The organism is Roseixanthobacter finlandensis (genome assembly GCF_043195105.2).
Lineage (GTDB): Bacteria > Pseudomonadota > Alphaproteobacteria > Rhizobiales > Xanthobacteraceae > NCEH01.
The window spans coordinates 2,704,257-2,726,197 of record NZ_CM195536.1; the positions used below are offsets into that span (position 1 = coordinate 2,704,257).

A 21,941-nucleotide genomic window follows, 5' to 3' on the forward strand; every position below is an offset into this window, starting at 1 on the left:
GCGAAGGGCCGGCCCGTGGCAGCCCCGGCACAGGGCGCGATCGCTTCGCTGAGCGCCGCCGCGCCCGCGTGCGACGTTTCCACCCTCCCCGGCCCGTGCTAAGCCGCAACCGGTTTGCGAACGGTTCGAGCGCGCGAAGGGAAGAATATGCGTCTGGCGTCCGTCACTCTCGCACGCGATGAAGCGGACATCATCGAAGTCTTCGTCCGGCACAACCTGCATTTCGTCGATTGCATGTACATCATCGACGACGGCAGCACAGATGCGACCCGCGCCATCCTGGATCTGCTCCAGGGCGAGGGCCTGCCCCTGGTGCGGATCGAGGACGGCGCGCACGCCGCCTACAACCAGGGCCGCCGCACCACCGGCCTCATGCATCGGGCCATGCGGGACGAGGCGTGGGATTTTATATTCGCCCTCGACGCCGACGAATTCATCGCCATCGCCGACCGCGCGACCCTGGAAGCGGAGCTGGACGCTCTGCCGGAGCCGAAAATCGGCGCGTTCTCCGTGACCAATTATTTCCCGCACGCGGATGACGACGCCACCGACCCGAACCCCCTGTCGCGCCTGACCCATGTGCTGGACCTGCCACGCGGCAACGGCAAGGTGATCGTGCCCGGCGCCTTCGCGGCCCATCCCGAAACCCTGATCTCGGACGGCAACCACATCATCAGCCGCTGGCACGCCGAGCAGTCCGTGACCTTGCTCGCCACCGCGGACCTCGCCCATTTCCCGGTGCGGTCGGACGATCAATTGGTGGCGAAATGCATGGTCAGCTACATCCGCTGGCGCGCCCGGCCGGACTACAAGGCGTCCACCGCCTCGCACCATATCGAGGGCGCCCGCGCGCTGATGAAGGAACCCGGCCTGCTGCTGGAACGGCCGGATCAGCTTTTGCTCGCCTATATTCCCCAGCTCGAGGGACCGGTCTCGGTGCGGCCATTCGTCCAGCGCCGTGCGACGCCGCGCTATCTCGATCTCGCCCGCACCTATCCCTATCGGCGGGTGCTGGCGAGCCTCGACGCGCTGGTGGAAGGCGCGCGCGCGGGCACGGCGGAACTGAATGCCTTGCGGATCCAAGTCACCAAGGCACAGGCGCCGTTCCACCTCGCGCTTGCCGCCGCGCTGCGCAAGATGCGGCGCTCGTTCCTCAAGCGCTGGCTGTCCTTGCGCATGAAGTGACATTCCGCCTCGGCGGGCTCGCCAGCTGGGTGCCGGTGGCATACATTAAACCAGAACAATCAGACCGGGCCGGCGCGAGCGGCCGAGTCCCGGCGCAGTCAGGTCAGGGAGACCGCAACGCCATGGCAGACACAGCGACCGGCGAGACCTGGACCGGCGAGACCTGGACCGGATGGCGCGACTTCATCATTGAAAGCCGCATACCGGAAAGCGAGATCATCACCTCCTTCGTCTTCCGCCCCGCGGACGGCAAGGGCGTGCCGCGCCACCAGGCGGGGCAACATCTGACTTTGCTGATCGAGCCCGAGAATGGCCCCGCGCTGAAGCGCAATTACACGATTTCCGGCCATGCCAATGGCGAGACCTATCGCATCTCGGTCAAGCGCGAGGCCCAGGGCGCGGCATCTCGCTGGCTGCATGATGCGGCTGATGCCGGAACACGAGTGAAGCTCATGCCGCCGTCCGGCACCTTCGTCCTGCCGGCAGACCAGGAGCGCCCCGTGGTTCTGCTCTCGGGCGGGGTCGGCCTGACGCCGATGGTCTGCATGCTGGAGGCTTTGGCGGCGCAAACGCCCGGCACGCCTGCTCATTTCATCCATGGCACGCTGGACGGGACGACCCACGCCTTCGCAAGCCATGTGAAGCGCCTCGCCGCACAGCGCCCGGGCCTTGCGACGACGATCTTCTACGAACGCCCGCGCGACGGCGATGTGGCAGGCCGCGATTTCGATCGCGCGGGCTTCATCGATCTCGACTGGCTGGCGGAAAACACCCCGCTGGCGCAGGCGGATTATTTCATCTGCGGCCCCTTGCCCTTCATGCGCCATTTCGTCCAGGGGCTGGCCGCACGCGGCGTGCCGCGGGAGCGCATTCACTTCGAATTTTTCGGGCCGATCGAAGAGCTGCTGGACCCGCAGACCCAACCCGCGCCCGCTGCTGTTTCTCCCGGTGCCAAGGTGGCCCCCATGACCCATGCCAAGCCGTTTTCTCCCGGCACCCTCACTGCCGATCACATCGCCCAGGCCCTTATCGACAGCAATGCCGACGCGGTGGTCGCGAGCGATCGGGAGGGCCTGATCGTGCTGTGGAATCCGGGTGCCGAGCGCATCTTCGGCTTTTCCGAGCAGGAAGCGCTGGGCCAATCCCTCGATATCATCATTCCGGAACCGTTCCGCGCCCGCCATTGGGAGGGCTATCACCAGACGGCGGCGAGCGGTGTCAGCCGCTATGGCGCGGGCGACCTGCTCGCGGTTCCGGGCCTGCACAAGGACGGGCGGCGCTTCTCCATCGAATTCACCATCGTCTTGCTGAAGGACGCCGACGGCCGGGTCGTGGGCATGGTGTCCACCATCCGCGACGTGAACGCCCGCTTCGAGGAAACGAAGAAGCTGCGCAAGGAACTCGCCGCGCTGAAGGAAGCTGCCGAGTTGCAAAAGCCGGTGGCCTGAGCCGCCGGTTCAATACAGCCAGAGCAATTCGCCCTGCCCGCCCGCGAGCCGGTCGCCCACATGGCGCCGCGCCCGCCCGGAAATGCCGCCCCCCAAGAGCTCCGCGAGCTGCGGAATACGACGGGCGAGGAGCTGCAGGGCGACGAGATCGTGCTCGCCCGTATCGCCGAAGCCGGGACCGAGCAAAAGCGGCTCGCGCGCCAGCAGCAACGTGCCGCGCTTCATGCCGGCGCCGGCCTGAGGACCGAGGGTTCCGGCGATGGCGATGGTGCCGGCGATCATGTCGCGCGCCGCATGCTCGGCCACGTCGCCGTGAATGAGCACGAGCCCGCCGCGCATGTTCGCGCCGGCGAGCGGCCCGACATCGCCAAAAATTTCGATCGTGCCGCCCGTCATGCCGGTGCGTGCGCCGGGCAGCGGGCCGCCCAGCCGGGCGCCGGTTTGACCCCGCACCTCGATCCGCCCGCCCGACATGCCGCTCCCGACGCCTTCGCCGGCATCGCCTTCGATGGTGAGCCAGCCCCCGCTCATCTGCGCGCCGGCGCACACGCCAATGGGGCCGGACACCATCATCTCGCCGGACGCCAGGCCCGCGCCCACGAAATCCATGCGCGGATCGCCGCTGATCAGGAGCGCGCCGTCCGAGGCGGGCATGAGCGTGAACACTTCGCCGAGGGGCACCCGTGCGGTGCCATAGGGAAGCGGTAGGTGCTCCACCTCGCTCCCGCTGAGTCCGGCGAGCGCGTGCGGCGTCAGCCCCGACAGGTCGAGACGCGCGGCAAGCGATGCCCGCAACCTGAGTTCATAGCCGCTCACGCCATCAGCTCCCGCAGCTTGAAATGGAACGGGCCGAGATTGCCGCCGTAATTTCCCGCATCGATGGCGACGATGCCCGCCGCCGCGCCGAGCGTGCACACGGCGGAGATCCCGGCGCGCATGGAGGCGCCGACATCTGCGGCCGACAAACCGTCGATGACGATTTCAAGCACGCTCTGAACATCCCCCGGCAAGGCGCTCTCGACGCTCGCGCGCAGGGTCGGGCAATAGGCGTCATTGGTGGAGGCGATCATGCCGGGATATTTGCCGCCGATCTTCGAGCCGGACCGCACGACGCCGCCGGGAAACGGCAGGATCGCGCCCTTCACCCGCGCCATCGCGTCGACCGCCTGTTCGGCCGCGTTCAGCGCAGCCGCACGCGAGCGCGCCAGGATGAGAAAATTGCCGCCGCCGACCGAAGCCGTGCTGCTGCCGGTCACGTCGTCGCAGACAAACTCGCCTTCCATCACCGGGATGCGCCAGAACCGGCGGCCCTCGATGCTTTTGGCGATCTGGTGCCCATCGCCGAAATAGCGCAGGGCCCGGCCGAGCGGCACGCGTGGCCCCTCCTCGAGGCCGGCATAGCAGGCCGAGGTGGGGGCGGTCAGCACGCACTGGCCGACCCGCGCCGGCACGATCTTCTTCAAATTCTTCAGCGACATGGCGAAGATGAGCACGGAAATGCCTGGCCGCCCGTCGGGCGAGTCCTCCGGCGCGATCTCCCCCTCGATCCCCGCCTCGCAGCCGCAGCCGATCACCGAGGTGGCGAAACCCGTGAGCGACGCGGCAGCGGTACGCGCCCAGCGCCGCGTGTCGGCGGTGATGACGAGCCGCGTGCCCGCCATGGGAAAGGCTTCGGCGAAGCTGTCGCGGATCTCGACCCCGTTCAGGTTCACGGCGCGCACTCCACGATGCTGGGCCCTTGCCCGCCCCGGATCTCCCCGTCCGAAATGCGGAAATGCTTGGCCTTGAGGCCAATGGCCTCGTCGAACCAGCGGTCCATGCGCTTGTCCATGAGCGGATCGAACGGCGGCTTCACCGCATAGGTGCGCCCCTGCACCAGATCCACGATCTCACCGTCGCGCACGATGGTCCGGCCATCCTTCAGCACCAGGCGCGGCGCGCTGAACATGGCCTCGCGATCCGCCATGTCCGCATAGAGCACCACATCACCGACGGCACCGGGCGCGAGATGGCCGCGATCCTTCAAGCCCAGCGTGCGCGCCGGCGCGGCGCGGGTGACAATGGCGATCTCCTCCAGCGTGTATTCGCGCGTCAGCTCGGCAAGGTTGGTATGCGCCCGTGCCGCCTTGTGCAGCCGCGCCAGTTGCTCGTCGCGGAAATCGCGGTCCATCAGCAGGCGGATCAGATGGGGATAGGAGGTGAACGGCCCGCCGTTCGGATGGTCGGTGGTGAGAAACACCCGCCACGGGTCCTCGATCAGCAGGAACAATTCCAGGCCGATGGCCCATTGCAGGGCATTGACGAAGGAGGTGTCGCGATAGGCGAACGGCACCACGCCGCAGGCGGCATCGCACTCGATATCCATGCCCACCCATTTCTTCGGGCTGGCCAGGGAGTGGTTGCGATACTGCCCCATCAGATCGGCCGAGGCGGTCACCGTCTGGCCGAACATGATCTGCCCGACATCCACGCTAATATGGGGATTTGCGTTCACCGCCGCCGCGATTTCCGCCGCGCCGGACGAGAAGCGCCGGTCGCCTTCCGTCCCATAAGCGTGGAATTGCACATGGGTGAGGTGAAGGGGAAAGCCCTCGGTGGCGCCAATGGTCGAGAGCGTCGTCGCCACATTGCCGGGCACGCCGAGGTTGCACCCGTGCAGATGGATGGGATGGGGAATGCCCAGTTCCGTCACCGCGCGCTGCAACGTCTGCAGCACCCGGCGCGGGGTGAGCGTGTAATGCGGGCCGGCCTCGTCCAGATCGAGGCTGCGGGCATTGAACTTGAAGGCGGAAATCCCACCGGGATTGACGATCTTGATGGCGCAAGTCTGGGTCGCCGACAGCATCCAGGCGACATAATCGTTGATCGCCGTCTGGCTCTCGCCCTGCGCGATCAGGCGCAGCAGGAAATCGTCATTGCCGAGCACCAGGAAGCCGCCGGTGTCGATGTTCGGAATGTCTGCCATTTCCAGGTGCGCATGGCGCGCATTGGCCCCCACCATGGCCGGTTCGAACACGGCGGTGTAGCCCATCTGGGAATAACGGCAGCCCGTGACATGGGTTGTCGGCGCCGCAACGCCGCCGCCGCACCCGCAGAAGGCGCCGAACGGCTCGGGATTGGCGCGGCGATCCTCCCCCATCAGCAGGCGGGCGAGGTTCACCTTTCCGCCGGCAATATGGCTGTGCAGATCGATGCCGCCCGCCATCACCACGCAACCGGCGGCATCGTGCGTCTCGTCCGCGCGCAGGGTGGGATCGTCGGCGACGATGCGGCCGTCCTCGATCAGGACATTGCCCAGCAGGTCGACCATGCCGGAGGCCGGATCGAAGATCCGCCCGTTCGTGATGCGCACCCTCATGGCGCCCTCACCGATTGGAGGATCGCGGCGGCCGCCTGGGCGACGCTCGCCAGCCCGGCTTCGCGCAGTTTCACGAGCGGCAGGCACACCACGCTGTCCATGCGGAACACCTGTCCCGCATGGTCGACGCCCGGCGTGCCCACGGGGATGAACACGTCCGGCTCGCGGGGAAATTCGGTATGGGGATGGGCCAGCGCGATCAGCGGGCCAGACGAAAAGGCTGGCGGCGGATCGGGACGAAAGGCGCTCACATGCAGCAGCAGGTCGGCATCGCGCACCGCCCGGCTGGTGGCGTAAAGGCCCGGCGCGTGGCTGGCTTCGCCGTGCGCCACGAGCGTGCGTAGCGGATAGCCGAAGCGCCAGAGCGCCATCTGATGCGCGCCGATGAGATTGTCGCGCCCGCCCAAGGGAAAGACCGCCGCGCGCGTGGTCTCGTTCAGCTTCGCGACGATGGCGGCGGCATGGCCGACGATGCGCTCGCCCTCGGCGGGATCGAGCGCGCCGGCATTCCAGGTGAGGACGCCATAGCGCGCCGCCTTGAGCGCGCCCGCCAGTTCGGCGAGCGCCGCGCCCAGCGCGCCGTCGAAAGCGCCACCCAGCGTCTTCACGGAGCGCCCGTCCACGAATGCGTTGATGCCGGCCATCGCGTCCGCGAGCAGCGGCGGCGGCACGGGAATATGCGAAATCTCGTTGCCGGCAAGGGCCGCGCGCGCGGCGGGTCCGGCAAGATCCCCGAGAAACACCACCCGACGCGCGCAGGTGCGGCCCGTGAACAACGGCGCTGCGTCGGAATCCTGCGGATCGCTCGACGCCGCCGGCAGGGCGCGTTCGAAAAAGCGGGCGAAGTCGGGCGTCGGGTCCGCACCCACCACCACCAGCAGGTCACAGCGATTGCGAACCTCCGCGAGCGTGGTGGCGATCCAGCCGCGCCGTTGGAGCGTGTCCAGGTTGCGAAACAGCCCGCTGGACGCGGCATGATCGAAACTGGCGCCGAACCGCATGGCGAGATCAAACACACCGCGCAGCCCGTCCACATCCGCGCCGAGCCCGGAGAAAACCGCGGACCGGCTCCCAGAGAGCAGCGAGCCGGCGCGCGCGGCGGCCTCCTCCAGCGAAGTTTCCCGTCCCGCTACGCGTGGAACGGGCGGCTCACCGTCGGACCGCTCAAGCAGGGCGGCTGCCTCCGGGCAAGCGGAACGCGGGCGCACGGCGCGGCCCTGGACCTTCACTTCGAGGTCGTCGCACCCCAGGCCACAGAATCCGCACACCAGGTCGGTGACGATGCGGGATGTCGCGGCGGAGGACGTCGCGGCGGGAGACGTCGCAACAGGGGGCATGGCCGGGTCAATCATATTTGAGATAGGCGAAGCGCAGATCGGTCGCCGGCGTCCCCTCCAGCGGCCCGCCCTCCTCCGCGCCGGGCTGCCATTGCACCACCTCCTCGATCTTCCGCGCCAAGGCGAAGTCGCGTTCGGTGATGCCCTTGGCGTCGTGGGACATGAGGCGCACCTCGACCCAGGCATAGGAGGCGGTGATATCGGGATGGTGCCAGGCGGCTTCCGCGAGATGGCCGACGGTGTTGATCACCATCAGCGTGCCCTTCCAGCTGTTGGTGCGGTAGGTGCGCCGGATCCAGCCGTCTTCCAGCCGCCAATGGGGCAGATCGGTCGCGAGACGGGTGATGATGTCTTCGGACGAATAGGTCTTCTTGCGGTCGACAGGCATGTCGCGCGCCTCCTTCAGCGGGGGGTCCCGATCAAGACGCTGCGGCGGTTACCCGCTTGTCGTTGCAGTGCTCCGGATGTCCGGGCCATGCGTCCGTTCTTGGGAATAGAGCTAACATCATCCGGGACCGGCGCAAACCCGTCCCGGTTCACTTTCACAGACCGTGTTGCCGCTTGGCCGCCGTCAGGGTGTTCTGGAGAAGGCAGGCGATGGTCATCGGGCCGACGCCGCCGGGAACCGGCGTGATCAGTCCGGCGATGCCCTGCGCCTCCTGAAAAGCGACATCGCCCACGAGGCGGGTCTTCCCATCGCCCTTGGGCACGCGGTTGATGCCCACGTCGATCACGGTGGCGCCGGGCTTGATCCAGTCGCCGCGCACCATTTCCGGCCGGCCGACGGCGGCCACCAGAATGTCAGCGGTGCGGCACTCGCCGGGCAGGTCGCGGGTGCGCGAATGGGCGATGGTGACCGTGCAATCCTCGCGCAGCAGCAATTGCGCCGCCGGCTTGCCGACGATGTTGGAGCGCCCCACCACAACCGCCTTGAGGCCCGAAAGATTGCCCAGATGGTGCTTGAGCAGCATCACGCAGCCGAGCGGCGTGCACGGCACCAGCGCATCGAGCCCCACGGCGAGACGGCCGGCATTGACCACGTGGAAGCCGTCCACATCCTTGGCCGGATCGATGGTGGAGAGGACCTTATTGGTGTCGATATGGGCCGGCAGGGGCAATTGCACGAGAATGCCATGCACCGCCGGATCGGCATTGAGTCTGGCCACCAGCGCCAGCAGATCGGCTTCGGCGGTCTCCACCGGAAGCTTGAATTCGAACGAGGCCATGCCGGCTTCGGCGGTCTGGGCGGCCTTGTTGCGCACATAGACCTGGCTTGCGGGGTCCTCCCCCACCAGCACCACCGCGAGGCCGGGCTTCACGCCGGCGCGTGCGGCGAGATCCGCGACCTCGATCGCGATGCGGGCCCGCAGATCGGCCGCGAAGGCCTTTCCATCGATAAGCTTGGTTTCGATCACAATCGTCCCCCGCGAACGCAGACTGACACGCTGCGCGCCTTGTCGGTAGATGTCGCGCGACGTTCAAGACAAATCGGTCCAGCCCCCGCGCGGAGCCGCCATTCATGTCTTAAAGGGATAAAAAGTTTCGTAAAGAGAAAATATTATTCACCCGAGTTTGGTGCGCCGAGATGCTTGTCTTCGTAGGCGATGGTCCATTCGATGAGGTCGCGCCAAACGCGCTCGGTCAGGTCCGGGGGCAAGCCGGCTGCGGCGGCGCGCAGGCCGACGCGCTCCACCACCTCTTCCACCCGATCCGGGAGCAGGGCCGGAATGCCTTCCCGCTCCTTCACGATCACCACGTTTTTGACCACGGCGAGCCGCTGCACCAGCAGATCCACGATCTGATCGTCGATGGCATCGATGGCGTCGCGCGCGTCCGCAAGCGCTTCGGGAATACCCTCCCGCTGCGGCCGCGCGCCGGGGCTCACTTGGCCCACCACAGGTCTTCCACCGGGAAGCGGCCGGCAGCATCTTCGATCACCTGGGCGAGGGAAAACAGCGTCTCCTCCTCGAACGGGCGGCCGATCATCTGCAGGCCCAGGGGCAGGCCATCCGCCGAGAAGCCGGCGGGCACCGAAATGCCCGGCAGGCCGGCGAGATTCACCGTCACGGTGAACACGTCGTTGAGATACATCTCGACCGGATCGGCCTTGCTCTTCTCGCCGATGCCGAAGGCTGGCGAGGGCGTGGTCGGCGTCAGCACGGCATCGACGCCCTGCGCGAACACATCGTCGAAGTCGCGCTTGATAAGGCTGCGCACCTTCTGCGCGCGCAGATAATAGGCGTCGTAATAGCCGGCGGAGAGCACATAGGTGCCGATCATGATGCGCCGACGCACCTCCGGTCCGAAGCCGGCCGCGCGGGTGCGTTCGTACATCTCCGCGACATCGCGTCCCGGAACCCGCAGGCCGTAGCGCACGCCGTCATAACGCGCGAGGTTCGAGGACGCCTCGGCGGGCGCGACGATATAATAGGCTGGCAGGGCGTATTGCGTATGGGGGAGCGAGATGTCGACCACCTCCGCGCCCGCGTCGCGCAGCATCTCCGCTCCCTGCTCCCACAATTCGACAATCTCCGGCGACATGCCGTCCACGCGATATTCGCGCGGAATGCCGATGCGCTTGCCCTTCACAGAGGCGCCCACCGCATCTTCATAATTGGGCACGCGCAGATCCACGCTGGTGGAATCCTTCGGATCGTGCCCGGCCATGGAACGCAGCAGAAGGGCCGCGTCGTTCACCGAACGCGCGAACGGGCCGGCTTGGTCGAGGGACGAGGCATAGGCAACGATGCCCCAGCGCGAGCAGCGCCCATAGGTCGGCTTCACGCCCACGGTGCCGGTGAAAGCGGCGGGCTGGCGGATCGATCCGCCCGTGTCCGTGCCGGTGGCGCCGGCACACAGGAACGCCGCCACCGCCGCCGCCGAGCCACCCGAGGAGCCGCCGGGCACGAGCGGCGTGGTGTCCCCATCGCGCCGCCAGGGCGAAACCACGGGGCCGAAAGCGGAGGTCTCGTTGGACGAGCCCATGGCGAACTCGTCATTGTTCAGCTTGCCTAGCATCACCGCCCCGTCGCGCCAGAGCTGCGCGGTGACGGTGGATTCGTAGGGCGGGACGAAATTCTCAAGGATCTTCGATCCGGCGGTTGTCGCGACACCGTCGGTGCAGAACATGTCCTTCACCCCGATGGGCATGCCTTCGAGCGGACCGCCCTCGGAATTGCCGATGCGTTCATCGCTGGCCGCCGCCATGGCGAGCGCCTTCTCGGCCGTCTCCTCCAGATAGGCATTGAGGCCGCGCGCCTGCGCCATGGCGTCGAGATAGGACTGGGTCAGTTCGACCGCCGTGAACTCCCGCAGCGCCAGCTTTTCACGCGCCTGGGTGAGGGTCAGCTGATTAAGCGCGGTCATTCCACCACCTTCGGCACGGTAAAGAAGCCACCCTCGGCATCGGGCGCATTGGCGAGGATCTTTTCGGGATAATGACCGTCGCTCACCACATCCTCGCGCAGGGGCAGGCTGAGCGGAATGACGCCGCTCATGGGCTCGACGCCGGACACGTCGAGCGCCGACAATTGCTCGACGAAGGCGAGGATGGCGTTCAATTCCTCCTGAAGGGGCGCAAGTTCCTCCTCGCGCACCGAAATGCGCGCCAGATGCGCAACCCTTCGGACGGTCGCCTGATCGACGGACATGGACAGCTCCCAGCACGCACCGCCCCGCTTTGTACGGGCGGTGCCGACAGATGGTTCAACCGCAAGCGGTTGAACCATGTTCCGAACGCGAGCGCTGCAATTTTCCGCGCGCCGCCCGCGCCCCTCCCCGCCGCTATAGCAAGCCGGGGAATTGCGAGGCAATGGCGCACGGCGCGAAAGCGCGGGCCGCATGCAGCGGCAGCCCGCGCGCCGTCACCACAAGTCGGTCACGGCAGGTCGCTCACGGCATAAGCGCAATCTGCTCCAGGCCGAGCGTCTCGGGATAGCCCAGCACCAGGTTCATGTTCTGCACCGCCTGGCCGGAAGCGCCCTTCACCAGATTGTCCAGGGTGGAGAGCACGATCGCCCGGCCGCTCGCGCGGTCGGCGACGACACCCATCATCACCATGTTGGAGCCGCGCACGTGGCGCGACTGCGGCACCTGGCCGAACGGCAGGACATGGACGAATGGCTCGCCCTTGTAGAAGTCCACGAGGATCTTGTGGAGATCCTCCGCCTTGGCGCCGGTGGTGCGCACGTAAAGGGTGGCATAGATGCCCCGGTTCATGGGCGCGAGGTGCGGCACGAACATGGGGGCGACCGGGCGGCCGGCGGCCTTGGTGAATTCCTGGTCCAGTTCGCCCATGTGCCGGTGCGAGCCGACGCTATAGGCGTGGATGCCTTCCGACACCTCGGAGAACAGCATCGCTTCCTTGGCCGAGCGCCCGGCGCCGGACATGCCGGTCTTGCTGTCGATGACGATGGTTTCCGGCTCGATGGCGCCGGCTTCCAGCAGCGGCACCGCCGGCAGGATGGAGGTGGTGGTGTGGCAGCCGGGATTGGCGATCAGCCGGCCCTTCTTGATCTCGTCGCGATAAATCTCGACCAGGCCGAACACCGCCTCCTTCTGGAGATCGAGGGCGCCGTGGGGATGGCCGTACCATTTTTCATAGGCGCCGGGATCACGCAGGCGGAAGTCGGCGGACAGGTCCACCACCTTCACCTTGGGCGCCTGCTCGAACACCTTCTTGATGACCTCCTGGGTGGTCGCGTGCGGCAGGGCGCAGAACACGAGGTCCACCGCGTTGAAGTCCACCTCATCGATGGTCACGAGCTTGGGCAGCGCATAGGGCACGAACTGGGGGAACACGTCGGCCATGGACTGGCCCGCCTTGCGGTCCGCGGTCAGGGCGACAAGCTCAACACGGGGATGGCGCAGCAGAAGGCGCACGAGTTCGGACCCGGTGTAACCCGAGGCGCCAAGAACCGCGATCCGTGCCTTTGCTGTATCCGACATGTCCTTCTCCCGCCCGCAAGGGCTGTGCGACGTTGGCCGAACGCGTTCGCGCGCGGAACGCTGCGCGGGTGTGTTCGGTCGGGGGTCTGTACACCGATCCCATATCAGGCGAAAGACAGGGATAAGTGACCAGTCCCGCGCTGCGCGCGTTTCCGGTATGTTCCCTTTCGTCCCCTCGCCCTGGCATGATGGCCGGCGGCGATTCGCCCTGAAGCGACTTAAAGAGCCTCATGTCCGATAACGACGATCTGTTTGCCGCGCCCGCCCCTGCCCGCAAGGCCGCGACCCCGCGCGCCAAGGCGCCCGCCGCCGTGCCCGAGATGGCGGGCGATTATACCGCCGCCCATATCGAGGTGCTGGAAGGGCTGGAGCCGGTGCGCCGCCGCCCCGGCATGTATATCGGCGGCACGGATGTCAAAGCGCTGCATCACCTGTTCGCCGAGGTGATCGACAATTCCATGGACGAGGCTGTGGCGGGCCACGCCACCTTCATCGAAGTGCATCTCGCCGCCGACAGCACCCTGACCGTCACCGACAACGGGCGCGGCATTCCGGTGGAGGCGCATCCCAAGTTTCCCGGCAAGTCCACCGTCGAAGTCATCATGACCACCCTGCACGCGGGCGGAAAGTTCGACAGCAAGGTCTATGAGACCTCGGGCGGCCTGCACGGCGTCGGCGTGTCGGTGGTGAACGCTTTGTCCGACCATCTCGAAATCGAGGTGGCGCGCAACCAGACCCTGTATCGCCAGACCTATTCCAAGGGCGCACCGCTCGGGCCGCTCGCCGAGGTCGGTCGCATCACCAACCGGCGCGGCACGAAGGTGCGCTTCCATCCCGACCCGGAAATCTTCGGCGCCGGCGCGCATTTCGATCCCGCCCGCGTGTTCCGCATGGCGCGCTCGAAGGCCTATCTGTTCGGCGGCGTGGAAATCCGCTGGTCGTGCGATGCCGCGCTTCTGGTGGGTACCACCGGCGTGCCGGAGAAGATGACCTTCCGCTTTCCCGGCGGCCTCAAGGATTATCTGGCCGGCGATCTGGAAGGCCAGACGCTGGTGCATGGCGAGATTTTCGCCGGCCGCATTCAGAAGCAGGGCGGCCACGGCTCGGTGGAATGGGCGGTGGCCTGGGTCGCCGACGGCGACGGCGGCATCTCCTCTTATTGCAACACCATCCCCACCCACGACGGCGGCACCCATGAGAACGGGCTTCGCCTTGTCCTGCTGAAGGGCCTGCGCGATTACGCCGAGCGCATCGGCCAGGCGAAGCGCGCCGCCATCCTGATCGGCGACGACGTCACCACCGGCTGCGCGGCCATGCTCTCCGTGTTCGTGCGCGAGCCGGAATTCCAGGGCCAGACCAAGGACCGCCTCGCCACGGCCGAAGCCTCGCGCATCGTCGAGCAGGCCTTGCGCGACCCCCTCGACCACTGGCTCGCCGCCAATCCGGTGCAGGCGAACCGGCTTCTGGACCATGTGGTGGAGCGCGCGGAAGAGCGCCTGCGCCGCAAGCAGGAGAAGGAGGTCTCCCGCAAGACCGCCGTGCGCAAGCTGCGCCTGCCGGGCAAGCTCGCGGACTGCTCCAACACCGAGGCGGCCGGGTCTGAAATCTTCATCGTCGAGGGCGATTCGGCGGGCGGCTCGGCCAAGCAGGCGCGCGACCGCAAGACCCAGGCGGTTCTTCCCCTACGTGGCAAAATTCTCAATGTCGCCAGCGCCGGGCGCGACAAGCTCGCCCAGAACCAGCAATTATCCGATCTGCTTCAGGCGCTCGGCTGCGGAACGCTCGCCCAATATCGCGAAGCGGACCTGCGCTATGAGAAGGTGGTCATCATGACCGATGCCGACGTGGACGGGGCGCATATCGCCTCGCTTCTCGTCACCTTCTTTTACCGCCAGATCCCGAAGCTGATCGAGGAGGGCCATCTGTTCCTGGCGGTACCGCCGCTCTACCGCATCACCCAGGGCGCGAAAACGCTCTATGCCCGCGACGATGCCCACAAGGACCTTCTGATGAAGAAGGAATTCTCCGGCCGCGGCAAGGTCGATATCGGCCGCTTCAAGGGTCTCGGCGAGATGATGCCGGCGCAGTTGAAGGAAACCACCATGAGTCCGCGCACGCGCACCATGCTGCGCGTCACCATCGAGGCGGCCGCGCAGGCCGATACGGCGGACCTCGTGGAGCGCCTGATGGGCAACAAGCCGGAGGCGCGCTTCGCCTTCATCTCCGAGCGCGCCGCGTTCGCCGGCGAGGATCTGCTGGATATCTGACGCGTGCGCCCTCAGGCGGAGAGGTCGACGGGCTCTGGCTCCACCTGATTGAGCCGGCGCGGCAGGCGCGAGGCGGGGAAGGCCAGCGCGATCAGGCATACGCCCGCGCCGGCGAACAATTCCACCGGCCCGATGAGACCGATGAGCTGCGCCGCCAGCAGAGCCCCCAGCGCCTGGCCGGAAAAGAAGAAGGTCGCATAAAGCGAGACCGCCGAGCCGCGCGCGGCCGGCACCAGCTCGGTCGCCATGATCTGCAAGGTGTTGTGGATCATGTAGAAGCCGAAGCCGAGGACGCCGAACAGAGCCAGCATCAGGCCGAGCGAGGGCACCAGCGCGATGGCGATCAGGCACACGCCCGCCACCGTGGCGCCGAGCCCGGCCATGCCGGACAGGCCGAGTCGACGCACCAGAACCGCCACGAGGAAGGTGTAGATCACGCCGCCCACGCCGAACATGCCGAGCGCGAACCCCGCCTCCACCGCATCGCCCAGAGCACGGCCGACCATGTGGGCGGCGACGAACGGGAACACGCCGAAGATCAGCGCCCCCTCGATGGCGGCGACCAGGAACAGGCGGATCGAGAGCGGATTGCTAAACACCACGCGGTAGCGCTCCAGCGCCCCGCGTACGGACGGGCGTTGCGGGATCGCGGTCTCGCTGAGGAAGAACATCGCGCCAAGCGCCGCGGTGCCCGCCACCGCCGCCGTGCACCAGAACACGGCGCGCCATCCGATCAGGGTCGAGATCATGCCCGAGGCCATGGCGCCGCCGAGCTGGCCCAGCACGATGGCCATGAGCAGCCGGCCGAGCGCCTGGGGGCGCTGCTGCATGGTCACGCGATCCCCCACGGTCGCCAGCGCCACGGGTATCACCCCGCCGGCCCACCCGCCGGAAAAGATGCGTCCCGCCAGCAGTGCGTCATGGCTTGGCGCCAACGCGCAGCCGATCAGCCCGAGGCAGAGCATGGACAGCGTCACGCGGATCAGCCGCACCCTGCCCACGGCATCGCCGATAGGGCCGAACACCAATTGCATGGCCGCGTACGGCAGCGAAAAGGCGCTGGCGAGCAATGCCGCGCGTTGCAGCGTGACGGCAAGGTCCGCGGCCAGCAGATTCAGCATGGGGTCCACCGCGCGCATCGAGAACGCGCTGGCGAACCCGGCGAGACCGAGAACCAGGAGAAAGGGCATGTCGGCACTGCCGGACGGAGGCGGGACGCCGACCGGAAACAGGCGGGCGCGGGCGGCTTCCTTGAATGTCATTCCGCAAGGGGTCAAGGGCGCTGCCGCATGGCGCTGCCGGCTGCAATTCGCCACGCGCATGGCAGGTTCAATGACAAGCATTGACACAGCGCACAAAATCCTTACTTTACAACGTGTCGTCCGATTATTTCGAATCCAAGCGCGCCGAGCGACGACCGCTCGCCCAGCCCCGTACGGCACGGGGCCTGCGATAAGCGGAGCGCTGCCGCATTAAGCGACGATATGTCATTTTCCGAACTCGGCCTGAGCGAAAAAGTCCTCTCGGCCGTCACGGCGTCCGGCTACACCACGCCCACGCCCATCCAGGCGCAAGCCATTCCGCATGTTCTCGCCCGGCGCGACGTGCTGGGCTTGGCGCAGACGGGCACCGGCAAGACCGCCGCCTTCACCCTTCCCATGTTGACCCTGCTGGAGCAGGGCCGGGCACGGGCGCGCATGCCGCGCACCCTCATCCTCGAACCGACGCGCGAACTCGCAGCTCAGGTCGAGGACAGCTTCGCCCGCTACGGCAAGAACCATAAGCTCAATGTCGCGCTGCTGATCGGCGGCGTGTCGTTTGGCGATCAGAACACCAAGCTGGTGCGCGGCGTCGATGTGCTCATCGCCACCCCCGGCCGGCTGCTCGACCATGTGGAGCGCGGCCAGTTGCTGCTCTCCGGCATCGAAGTGCTCGTCATCGACGAAGCCGACCGCATGCTGGACATGGGCTTCATTCCCGACATCGAGCGCATCTGTAAGCTGGTACCCTTCACGCGGCAGACGCTGTTCTTCTCGGCTACCATGCCGCCTGAAATCCAGCGGCTGGTGTCGCAATTCCTCTCCAATCCGGTGCGGGTGGAAGTCTCCAAGCCCGCGTCCACCGCGACGACGGTGACCCAGGTCCTGGTCGCCACCGGACGCGAGGATTACGAGAAGCGCGAAATGCTGCGCGAATTGATCCGCGGCGCCGACGGCTTGCAGAACGGCATCATCTTCTGCAACCGCAAGAGCGAAGTCTCGGTGGTCCACCGCTCGCTCCAGAAGCACGGCTTCAACGTGGTGTGCCTGCACGGCGACATGGACCAGCGCTCGCGCACCACCGCGCTGGACCAGTTCCGCTCCGGCGAGGCCACCTTGCTGGTGGCGTCCGACGTCGCGGCGCGCGGTCTCGATATTCCGGCCGTCAGCCATGTCTTCAATTATGACGTGCCCCACCATGCGGAGGATTATGTCCACCGCATCGGGCGCACCGGCCGCGCGGGACGTAGCGGCATGGCCATCGCCTTGATGACCCATGACGACCTGAAGTCGCTCGCCGCCATCGAGAAGCTGATCGGCAATCCCATTCCCTGGCAGGGCGAGCCGCTTGGCGAAGCCCCGCCGCGCGAGCGCCGCACCGGTGCCGGCGACAAGCGTGGTCGCGAGAAGGGCCGCGAAGGCGGTCGCGAAGGTGGCCGTGGTCGCGACAAGGGCCGCGCCGCCCGCCCGGAAGAGGGTGATGTGCCGCGCACCGAGCGTCAGAACACCCGCAACCGCAAGCCACGCGAGGGAACGCCCCGCGAAGAGGCGGCACCTGTCGAGATCGCGGCAGCGCCGGTGCGCGAAGCCCGTCCCCCGCGCGAGCCGCGCCCGCCCCGGGAACCGCGCGAGGCGCCGGCCCGCGAGGTCGCGGCGCGTGAGAGCGCGCCCCGTGAAGCCCGCGAATCCGGCCGTCCGCCGCGTCGCGAGCGTCCCCCGGTGAACGAGCCGGCGGACATGTCCCACCTCCCCGCCTTCCTTCTGCGCCCGGTGCGCGTGAAGGCCACGAGCTGACCCCTCGGGGCGTGGGCCATATCGGTCCCGCCCCACAAGGTTTACCCCGCCGGAATGAGGTTTTCTCCGGCCTTATGGGGCTCTCGTCCCTACCTTCGGTATTACTTGCCTTCAGTGCCCGCCCGCCGTGCCGCGCACCGGCTTTCCGCGCTTTGCGGGAGCAGCCTTGCTGGCGGCGGAGGTGCTGCGGCGCCCCGACGCGGCGGGCTTTGCGCGGCGCGCCGCTCTGGCGATGTCCAGGGCGCGGCCGGCGAGCGCGGCCAGATCCTCCCCATCGTCCAGCGCCGCCTCCGGCACTTTCCAATAGGACATGATGGTGCGCCGGCCCTTGGCTTCATAGCTGAAGGGCACCGAGCCGCGCGCCGCCAGATCCAAGGCGAAGCCGTCATCCACTTTCAGATAGAGTTCGCCGCCCGCCTCCAGCGCGAACATGGTGCCGTCCGCATAGACCCCGGCACCGCCGAACATGCGGCGCACCGCCACCGGGCCGAAGGACGCGAACAATTCGCGGATGTCGTCTGCAGTCACGGCATTTCCGAGGGCGAGGAGAAGGTCTAAGGCGAAACCAACGCCGGCTTTTCCGCAGGCGATACATAGATGAGAGGGCGCAGCAGCTCCAGCAGCTCTTCCTTCACGCCTGCCGCATCGGCGGGCTTGGTGGTCGCTGAAATGGTCAGCTCGATGCGATCATAGCCGAGCTTGCCCAGAACCACGCTCGGCGCGGGCGTCGCCAGCACGCGGGCATCCTGCTCAAGGAATGCCAGCGCCTTGGCGCGAAGCGCGTCCACATCCACACTGGTCGCCACCTCCAGCGCGACCGACACCGTCGAATCGCCGGCGGGATAGGCGGATTTGTTCAGGATCGCCGCCCCCCACACCTGCCCGTTGGGGATCAGGATCTGCACATTGGCGGCACCCGCAAGTTCCGTGGTGAAGAGCGTCAGAGCCTTCACCGTACCGGCCTTTCCGGCGACCTCGACAGTGTCGCCGACGCGGAACGGACGGAAGACCAGCAGCATCACCCCGGCTGCCATGTTGGACAAGGTACCCTGCAAGGCGAGGCCTACGGCAAGGGAGGCGGCGCCCAACACCGCGATGATGCTGGTGGTCTGGATGCCGAAGCGCTGGAGCACCGCGACCAGAACGAATACCAGCACGACATATTTGGCGAGGCTTGCGAGGAAGCTCGCCACAGTCACGTCGATCCGCCCGGTCGCGTTCAGGCCGCGCATCAGCAGGCCCTCGACGGTCTTCGCGATCCACCAGCCAACCGCTAGAAGAATCAGCGCATAGAGCACGTTCAGGCCGTAGAGGACCGCCACATCGCCCAGGTGTTCGGTATCGATATCCATCGCCAAGGCCTCGCTGCTGTTTGATGGGATTGAAAAGGCAAACGCGGGACGATGCAATAAGTTCGGCATTGCGCATGTGGGGTTCCGGCGCGCCGCGCGAATGAATATGGTGCCGCTCCCTTATCGGCAGCGTCGGACCATGCCCGCATCCTCTTCCCTTCTCGACCAAGCCATCGCCCTTCACGATTCCGGCCAATTGGACGAGGCGGCGGGGCTCTATGGCGAGGTTCTGCGCGCAAACCCGCGCGAGGGCGAAGCGCTGTTCCGGCTCGGCCGGCTCCAGTGCCAGAAAGGGCAATTGGACGAGGGCGCACGCCTGCTCGCGGAGGCGACGCAGGCGGCACCGCAGGATGCGCGGGCGTTCGATCTTCTTGGCCTGGCGCTGGAGCGGCTCGGCCGCTTGACGCAAGCGCTCGCGGCCTATGACCAAGCGATCGCGCTCGCTCCGGAAAATCCCGATGCCTGGGACAGCCGCGCCGGCCTGCTCGGCGCCCTCGGCCGCCGCACCGAGGCGCTGCGCGCTTATGACGAATCCCTGCGCCTCGCGCCGCGCCGCCCGGAAGGCTGGCTCAATCGCGGCGCTTTGTTGCAGGAGATGGAGCGGCACGAGGACGCCATCAAATCCTTCGACACAGCGCTCGCCATGGCCCCCGGCATGGGCGCCGCCCATCTCAATCGGGGCGTCTCGCTGAGCGCGCTCATGCGCTACGCGCCCGCCCTCGCGGCGTTCGAGATCGTGCTGACGGCGGAGCCGGACAATGTGGACGCCTTGTCCAACACCGCGCTCGCCCTGCGCAATCTGGACCGCCCGCAGGAGGGGCTGGAGCTGCTCGACCGGGCGCTTGCGCGCGATCCCGCCGCCGCGCAGGCGCATGCCAACCGCGCCAGCGTGCTGCTGGACTTGCGGCGCTTCGCGGAAGGCGTGGAGAGCGCCACCCGCGCGGTGGAACTGGCGCCCGACCGCGCGGAGATTCTCTATCCCCACGCCTTGCTGCTCTCCACCGTCGGGCGGCATGGGGAAGCAATCGCCGAGCTCGATCGCGCGCTCGCCCGCGATCCCGCCTTCATCCGCGCGCGTATTCTGCGTGCCCAGCTCCAGATGGATCTTGGCCGGCTCGATGCCGGCCGGCAGGATCTGGACACCCTAGTCCAGGCGGCGCCTCCCCATCCGGAAGTAGCGTTCCTGCTCGCCACCGCGCGGCTTCGCAGCGGCGACTGGATGCGCGGCCTGCCGCTGTTCGAACGCCGCAACGAATTGCGCCAGAAAGGCTATGCGGAATTTCCCTATCCGCGGTGGACCGGCGACAAGCCGGACCCGAAGAGCCTGCTCGTGCTCCAGGGCGAGCAGGGACGCGGCGATATCATCCAGTTCGCCCGCTTCGCGCCGCTGCTCACCCGCCTGGGCCATAAGGTGGCGCTCGCCACGACACCCGAGATGCTGCCGCTCCTCTCGGGGATCGAAGGCATTGCCGGCGTCATGACCATCGAGCAGGCCATGGGCCTGCGCGAGCCGGCGCGCTGGGCGCCGCTGATGAGCGTGCCGCATTTGCTCCATCTGACGCCGCAGACCCTTCCGCCTTTTGCGCCCTATCTGAAGGCGCAGCCCGCGCGCACCGAGGCGTGGCGGCAGAGGCTGGGAGAAAGCGGGTTCAAGATCGCTGTCGCCTGGGCCGGAAATCCCAAGGGCGAAGCCGGCATGAGCCGCGCCTTTCCGCTCGCCGCCCTCGCGCCCGTCGCGGCTCTGGAAGGCGTGCGCATCATCTCGCTTCAGAAGGGGCCGGGCGAAGAGCAGGCGCAGGCGGCGGACCTGCCGTTCGCGGTCGAGCCCATTGGGGAAATCGATCCGCGGGGCGAGACCTTCCTCGACAGCGCGGCGATCCTGGCCGCCTGCGATCTCGTGATCTCCTGCGACACCGCCATGATCCACCTGGCCGGTGCGCTCGGCCGCCCGGCCTTGCTGGCGCTGATCGCCGGCTGCGACTGGCGCTGGCTAGCGGTGCGGGAGGATACCCCATGGTATCCGAGCGTGCGCCTGTTCCGCCAGGATGCGCCGGGCGATTGGAGTGCCGTGTTCGCCCGCATGGCGGATGAAGTGAAGCAGCGCATGGTGGCCCAAGCCGCCGCCTGAGGATCTCGCCCGGCCTCAATCCAGCAGGGCGAGCAGGCGCGCGGCGGCGTCCATCTCCAGCTTGCGGGCGGCATGGCGCGCGGCCGCAAGCTCGTCCTCGCCCCATTGGGCGCGGTTCCACGCCTCGTCCACATGGGCTGCGGTCCATGCAGTTTCCGCGTCGATGGCGCCATGGGCCACCGCCAGCGCCAGCAGGGCCGACCCGGTGAGCGCGGTCATGGAGGTGACGGCCGCAAGGCGGAACGGCTCACGCGGCACCAGTTCGGCGATGCGCGCCAAGGTCTCGTCCGGCTGCTTCACATGGCGCACGCCTGTGCTGAGGAAGAAGCGGGCGCCATGCCGATCGCGGAACCAGTCCAGCACCGGGTCCCAGGCCTGCGCCTGCAGCGCCTCCAGCCGCTCCGGTCCGTCGGCGCGATAGCAGAGCAGATCGGTGCCGGCATAGCTCACCACCTCGGCGGCTGAGGCGGCGGGATCGCGCATCACGCCGTCCAGCACCACGTTGACGAGCCGGGTCAGCGGCATGGCGTGCGGGTTGATCTCACGCACCTGCGCGTCCCATTCGGCGGCCACCGCCTCGGCGAGGGCGCGCGTGGGCAGGCGCAGGATATCGCGCGCCGGGGTGCGCACCGGTCGCCCGTCCAGAAGAATGGTGAACCCCTCCTCCTCGGCGCCGACGCCCGCGGCCTTGTAGAAGCGCTTCGGCAGCGTCACCCGCTGGGCGGCGCGCACGGATTCAGCCGGGTCGATGCCGGTGGTTTCGATGCCTTCCAGAAGATCACGCATGGGGGGTCTCGTGTTTTCGGCTAGGCGTTTTCAGCAAAATGGATTTCGATTTTGCGTCAAGAAAACGCATCAAAACAACA

General features: G+C 67.4%; 19 protein-coding genes. 5 read left to right on the forward strand and 14 right to left on the reverse strand.

The annotated features are described in order from the left end of the window. Positions 1–147 precede the first annotated feature (147 nt). Both V5G24_RS12620 and V5G24_RS12625 read left to right on the forward strand, forming a co-directional pair. Positions 148–1,185 (forward strand): glycosyltransferase family 2 protein, encoded by a 1,038-nt coding sequence (locus V5G24_RS12620; RefSeq protein ID WP_394082197.1) that lies wholly within the window; start codon positions 148–150, stop codon positions 1,183–1,185. 122 nt (positions 1,186–1,307) lie between these two features. Continuing rightward, a complete protein-coding gene (locus tag V5G24_RS12625; RefSeq protein ID WP_394082195.1) occupies positions 1,308–2,633 on the forward strand; it encodes a PAS domain S-box protein in 1,326 nt (441 codons plus the stop codon). Positions 2,634–2,642: 9 nt separating this feature from the next. Here V5G24_RS12625 and V5G24_RS12630 read toward each other — a convergent pair whose 3' ends face one another. From V5G24_RS12630 to argC, 10 genes are all read right to left on the reverse strand, one after another. Then, positions 2,643–3,449 carry a formylmethanofuran dehydrogenase subunit C gene (locus V5G24_RS12630; RefSeq protein WP_394082193.1) on the reverse strand — a complete coding sequence of 269 codons (807 nt, stop codon included), beginning with the start codon at positions 3,447–3,449 and terminating at the stop codon, positions 2,643–2,645. Then, positions 3,446–4,345: a formylmethanofuran--tetrahydromethanopterin N-formyltransferase gene (gene fhcD, locus V5G24_RS12635; protein WP_394082191.1), complete on the reverse strand. Its 900-nt coding sequence runs from the start codon at positions 4,343–4,345 to the stop codon at positions 3,446–3,448. The genes V5G24_RS12630 and fhcD overlap by 4 nt, the downstream gene beginning before the upstream one ends. Then, positions 4,342–5,991: a formylmethanofuran dehydrogenase subunit A gene (locus V5G24_RS12640; protein ID WP_394082189.1), complete on the reverse strand. Its 1,650-nt coding sequence runs from the start codon at positions 5,989–5,991 to the stop codon at positions 4,342–4,344. The genes fhcD and V5G24_RS12640 overlap by 4 nt, the downstream gene beginning before the upstream one ends. Beyond that, on the reverse strand, positions 5,988–7,328 hold the full coding sequence (locus V5G24_RS12645) for a formylmethanofuran dehydrogenase (RefSeq protein WP_394082187.1): 1,341 nt from the start codon (positions 7,326–7,328) through the stop codon (positions 5,988–5,990). The genes V5G24_RS12640 and V5G24_RS12645 overlap by 4 nt, the downstream gene beginning before the upstream one ends. A 7-nt stretch (positions 7,329–7,335) precedes the next feature. Then, positions 7,336–7,716: a 4a-hydroxytetrahydrobiopterin dehydratase gene (locus V5G24_RS12650; RefSeq protein WP_394082185.1), complete on the reverse strand. Its 381-nt coding sequence runs from the start codon at positions 7,714–7,716 to the stop codon at positions 7,336–7,338. A gap of 154 nt (positions 7,717–7,870) precedes the next feature. Next, positions 7,871–8,743, reverse strand: a complete 873-nt coding sequence (folD, locus tag V5G24_RS12655) for a bifunctional methylenetetrahydrofolate dehydrogenase/methenyltetrahydrofolate cyclohydrolase FolD (RefSeq protein WP_394082183.1) — start codon at positions 8,741–8,743, stop codon at positions 7,871–7,873. A gap of 143 nt (positions 8,744–8,886) precedes the next feature. Beyond that, positions 8,887–9,222 (reverse strand): chorismate mutase, encoded by a 336-nt coding sequence (locus V5G24_RS12660; protein WP_394082181.1) that lies wholly within the window; start codon positions 9,220–9,222, stop codon positions 8,887–8,889. Beyond that, positions 9,210–10,694, reverse strand: coding sequence for an Asp-tRNA(Asn)/Glu-tRNA(Gln) amidotransferase subunit GatA (gatA, locus tag V5G24_RS12665; RefSeq protein WP_394082179.1), 1,485 nt, complete (start codon positions 10,692–10,694; stop codon positions 9,210–9,212). The genes V5G24_RS12660 and gatA overlap by 13 nt, the downstream gene beginning before the upstream one ends. Beyond that, on the reverse strand, positions 10,691–10,978 hold the full coding sequence (gene gatC / locus V5G24_RS12670; RefSeq protein WP_394082177.1) for an Asp-tRNA(Asn)/Glu-tRNA(Gln) amidotransferase subunit GatC: 288 nt from the start codon (positions 10,976–10,978) through the stop codon (positions 10,691–10,693). Before gatC ends, gatA begins: the two co-directional genes overlap by 4 nt. 241 nt (positions 10,979–11,219) lie before the next feature. Further along, positions 11,220–12,275 carry an N-acetyl-gamma-glutamyl-phosphate reductase gene (argC, locus tag V5G24_RS12675; RefSeq protein ID WP_394082175.1) on the reverse strand — a complete coding sequence of 352 codons (1,056 nt, stop codon included), beginning with the start codon at positions 12,273–12,275 and terminating at the stop codon, positions 11,220–11,222. A 230-nt stretch (positions 12,276–12,505) separates the two neighbouring features. Here argC and parE point away from each other — a divergent pair, with 230 nt between their 5' ends. Beyond that, positions 12,506–14,542 (forward strand): DNA topoisomerase IV subunit B, encoded by a 2,037-nt coding sequence (gene parE / locus V5G24_RS12680; RefSeq protein ID WP_394082173.1) that lies wholly within the window; start codon positions 12,506–12,508, stop codon positions 14,540–14,542. An 11-nt stretch (positions 14,543–14,553) separates the two neighbouring features. Here the strand turns inward: parE and V5G24_RS12685 are convergent, their stop codons facing one another. After that, positions 14,554–15,804: an MFS transporter gene (locus V5G24_RS12685; RefSeq protein ID WP_394082171.1), complete on the reverse strand. Its 1,251-nt coding sequence runs from the start codon at positions 15,802–15,804 to the stop codon at positions 14,554–14,556. A 222-nt stretch (positions 15,805–16,026) separates the two neighbouring features. On the opposite strand from V5G24_RS12685, the gene V5G24_RS12690 reads away from it, so the two are divergent. Further along, complete coding sequence (locus V5G24_RS12690) at positions 16,027–17,595, forward strand: DEAD/DEAH box helicase (protein ID WP_394082169.1); 1,569 nt, start codon at positions 16,027–16,029, stop codon at positions 17,593–17,595. Between the two features lie 111 nt (positions 17,596–17,706). Here V5G24_RS12690 and V5G24_RS12695 read toward each other — a convergent pair whose 3' ends face one another. Both V5G24_RS12695 and V5G24_RS12700 read right to left on the reverse strand, forming a co-directional pair. After that, positions 17,707–18,123, reverse strand: a complete 417-nt coding sequence (locus V5G24_RS12695; RefSeq protein ID WP_394082167.1) for a TfoX/Sxy family protein — start codon at positions 18,121–18,123, stop codon at positions 17,707–17,709. Positions 18,124–18,149: 26 nt separating this feature from the next. Next, the gene (locus V5G24_RS12700) at positions 18,150–18,947 is read right to left on the reverse strand and encodes a mechanosensitive ion channel family protein (protein ID WP_394082165.1); all 798 of its coding nucleotides are present in this window, start codon (positions 18,945–18,947) and stop codon (positions 18,150–18,152) included. A gap of 139 nt (positions 18,948–19,086) precedes the next feature. Here V5G24_RS12700 and V5G24_RS12705 point away from each other — a divergent pair, with 139 nt between their 5' ends. Next, positions 19,087–21,075 carry a tetratricopeptide repeat protein gene (locus V5G24_RS12705; protein ID WP_394082163.1) on the forward strand — a complete coding sequence of 663 codons (1,989 nt, stop codon included), beginning with the start codon at positions 19,087–19,089 and terminating at the stop codon, positions 21,073–21,075. Positions 21,076–21,090: 15 nt separating this feature from the next. Here V5G24_RS12705 and V5G24_RS12710 read toward each other — a convergent pair whose 3' ends face one another. Further along, on the reverse strand, positions 21,091–21,861 hold the full coding sequence (locus V5G24_RS12710) for an ATP12 family chaperone protein (RefSeq protein ID WP_394082161.1): 771 nt from the start codon (positions 21,859–21,861) through the stop codon (positions 21,091–21,093). Positions 21,862–21,941: the final 80 nt, after the last annotated feature.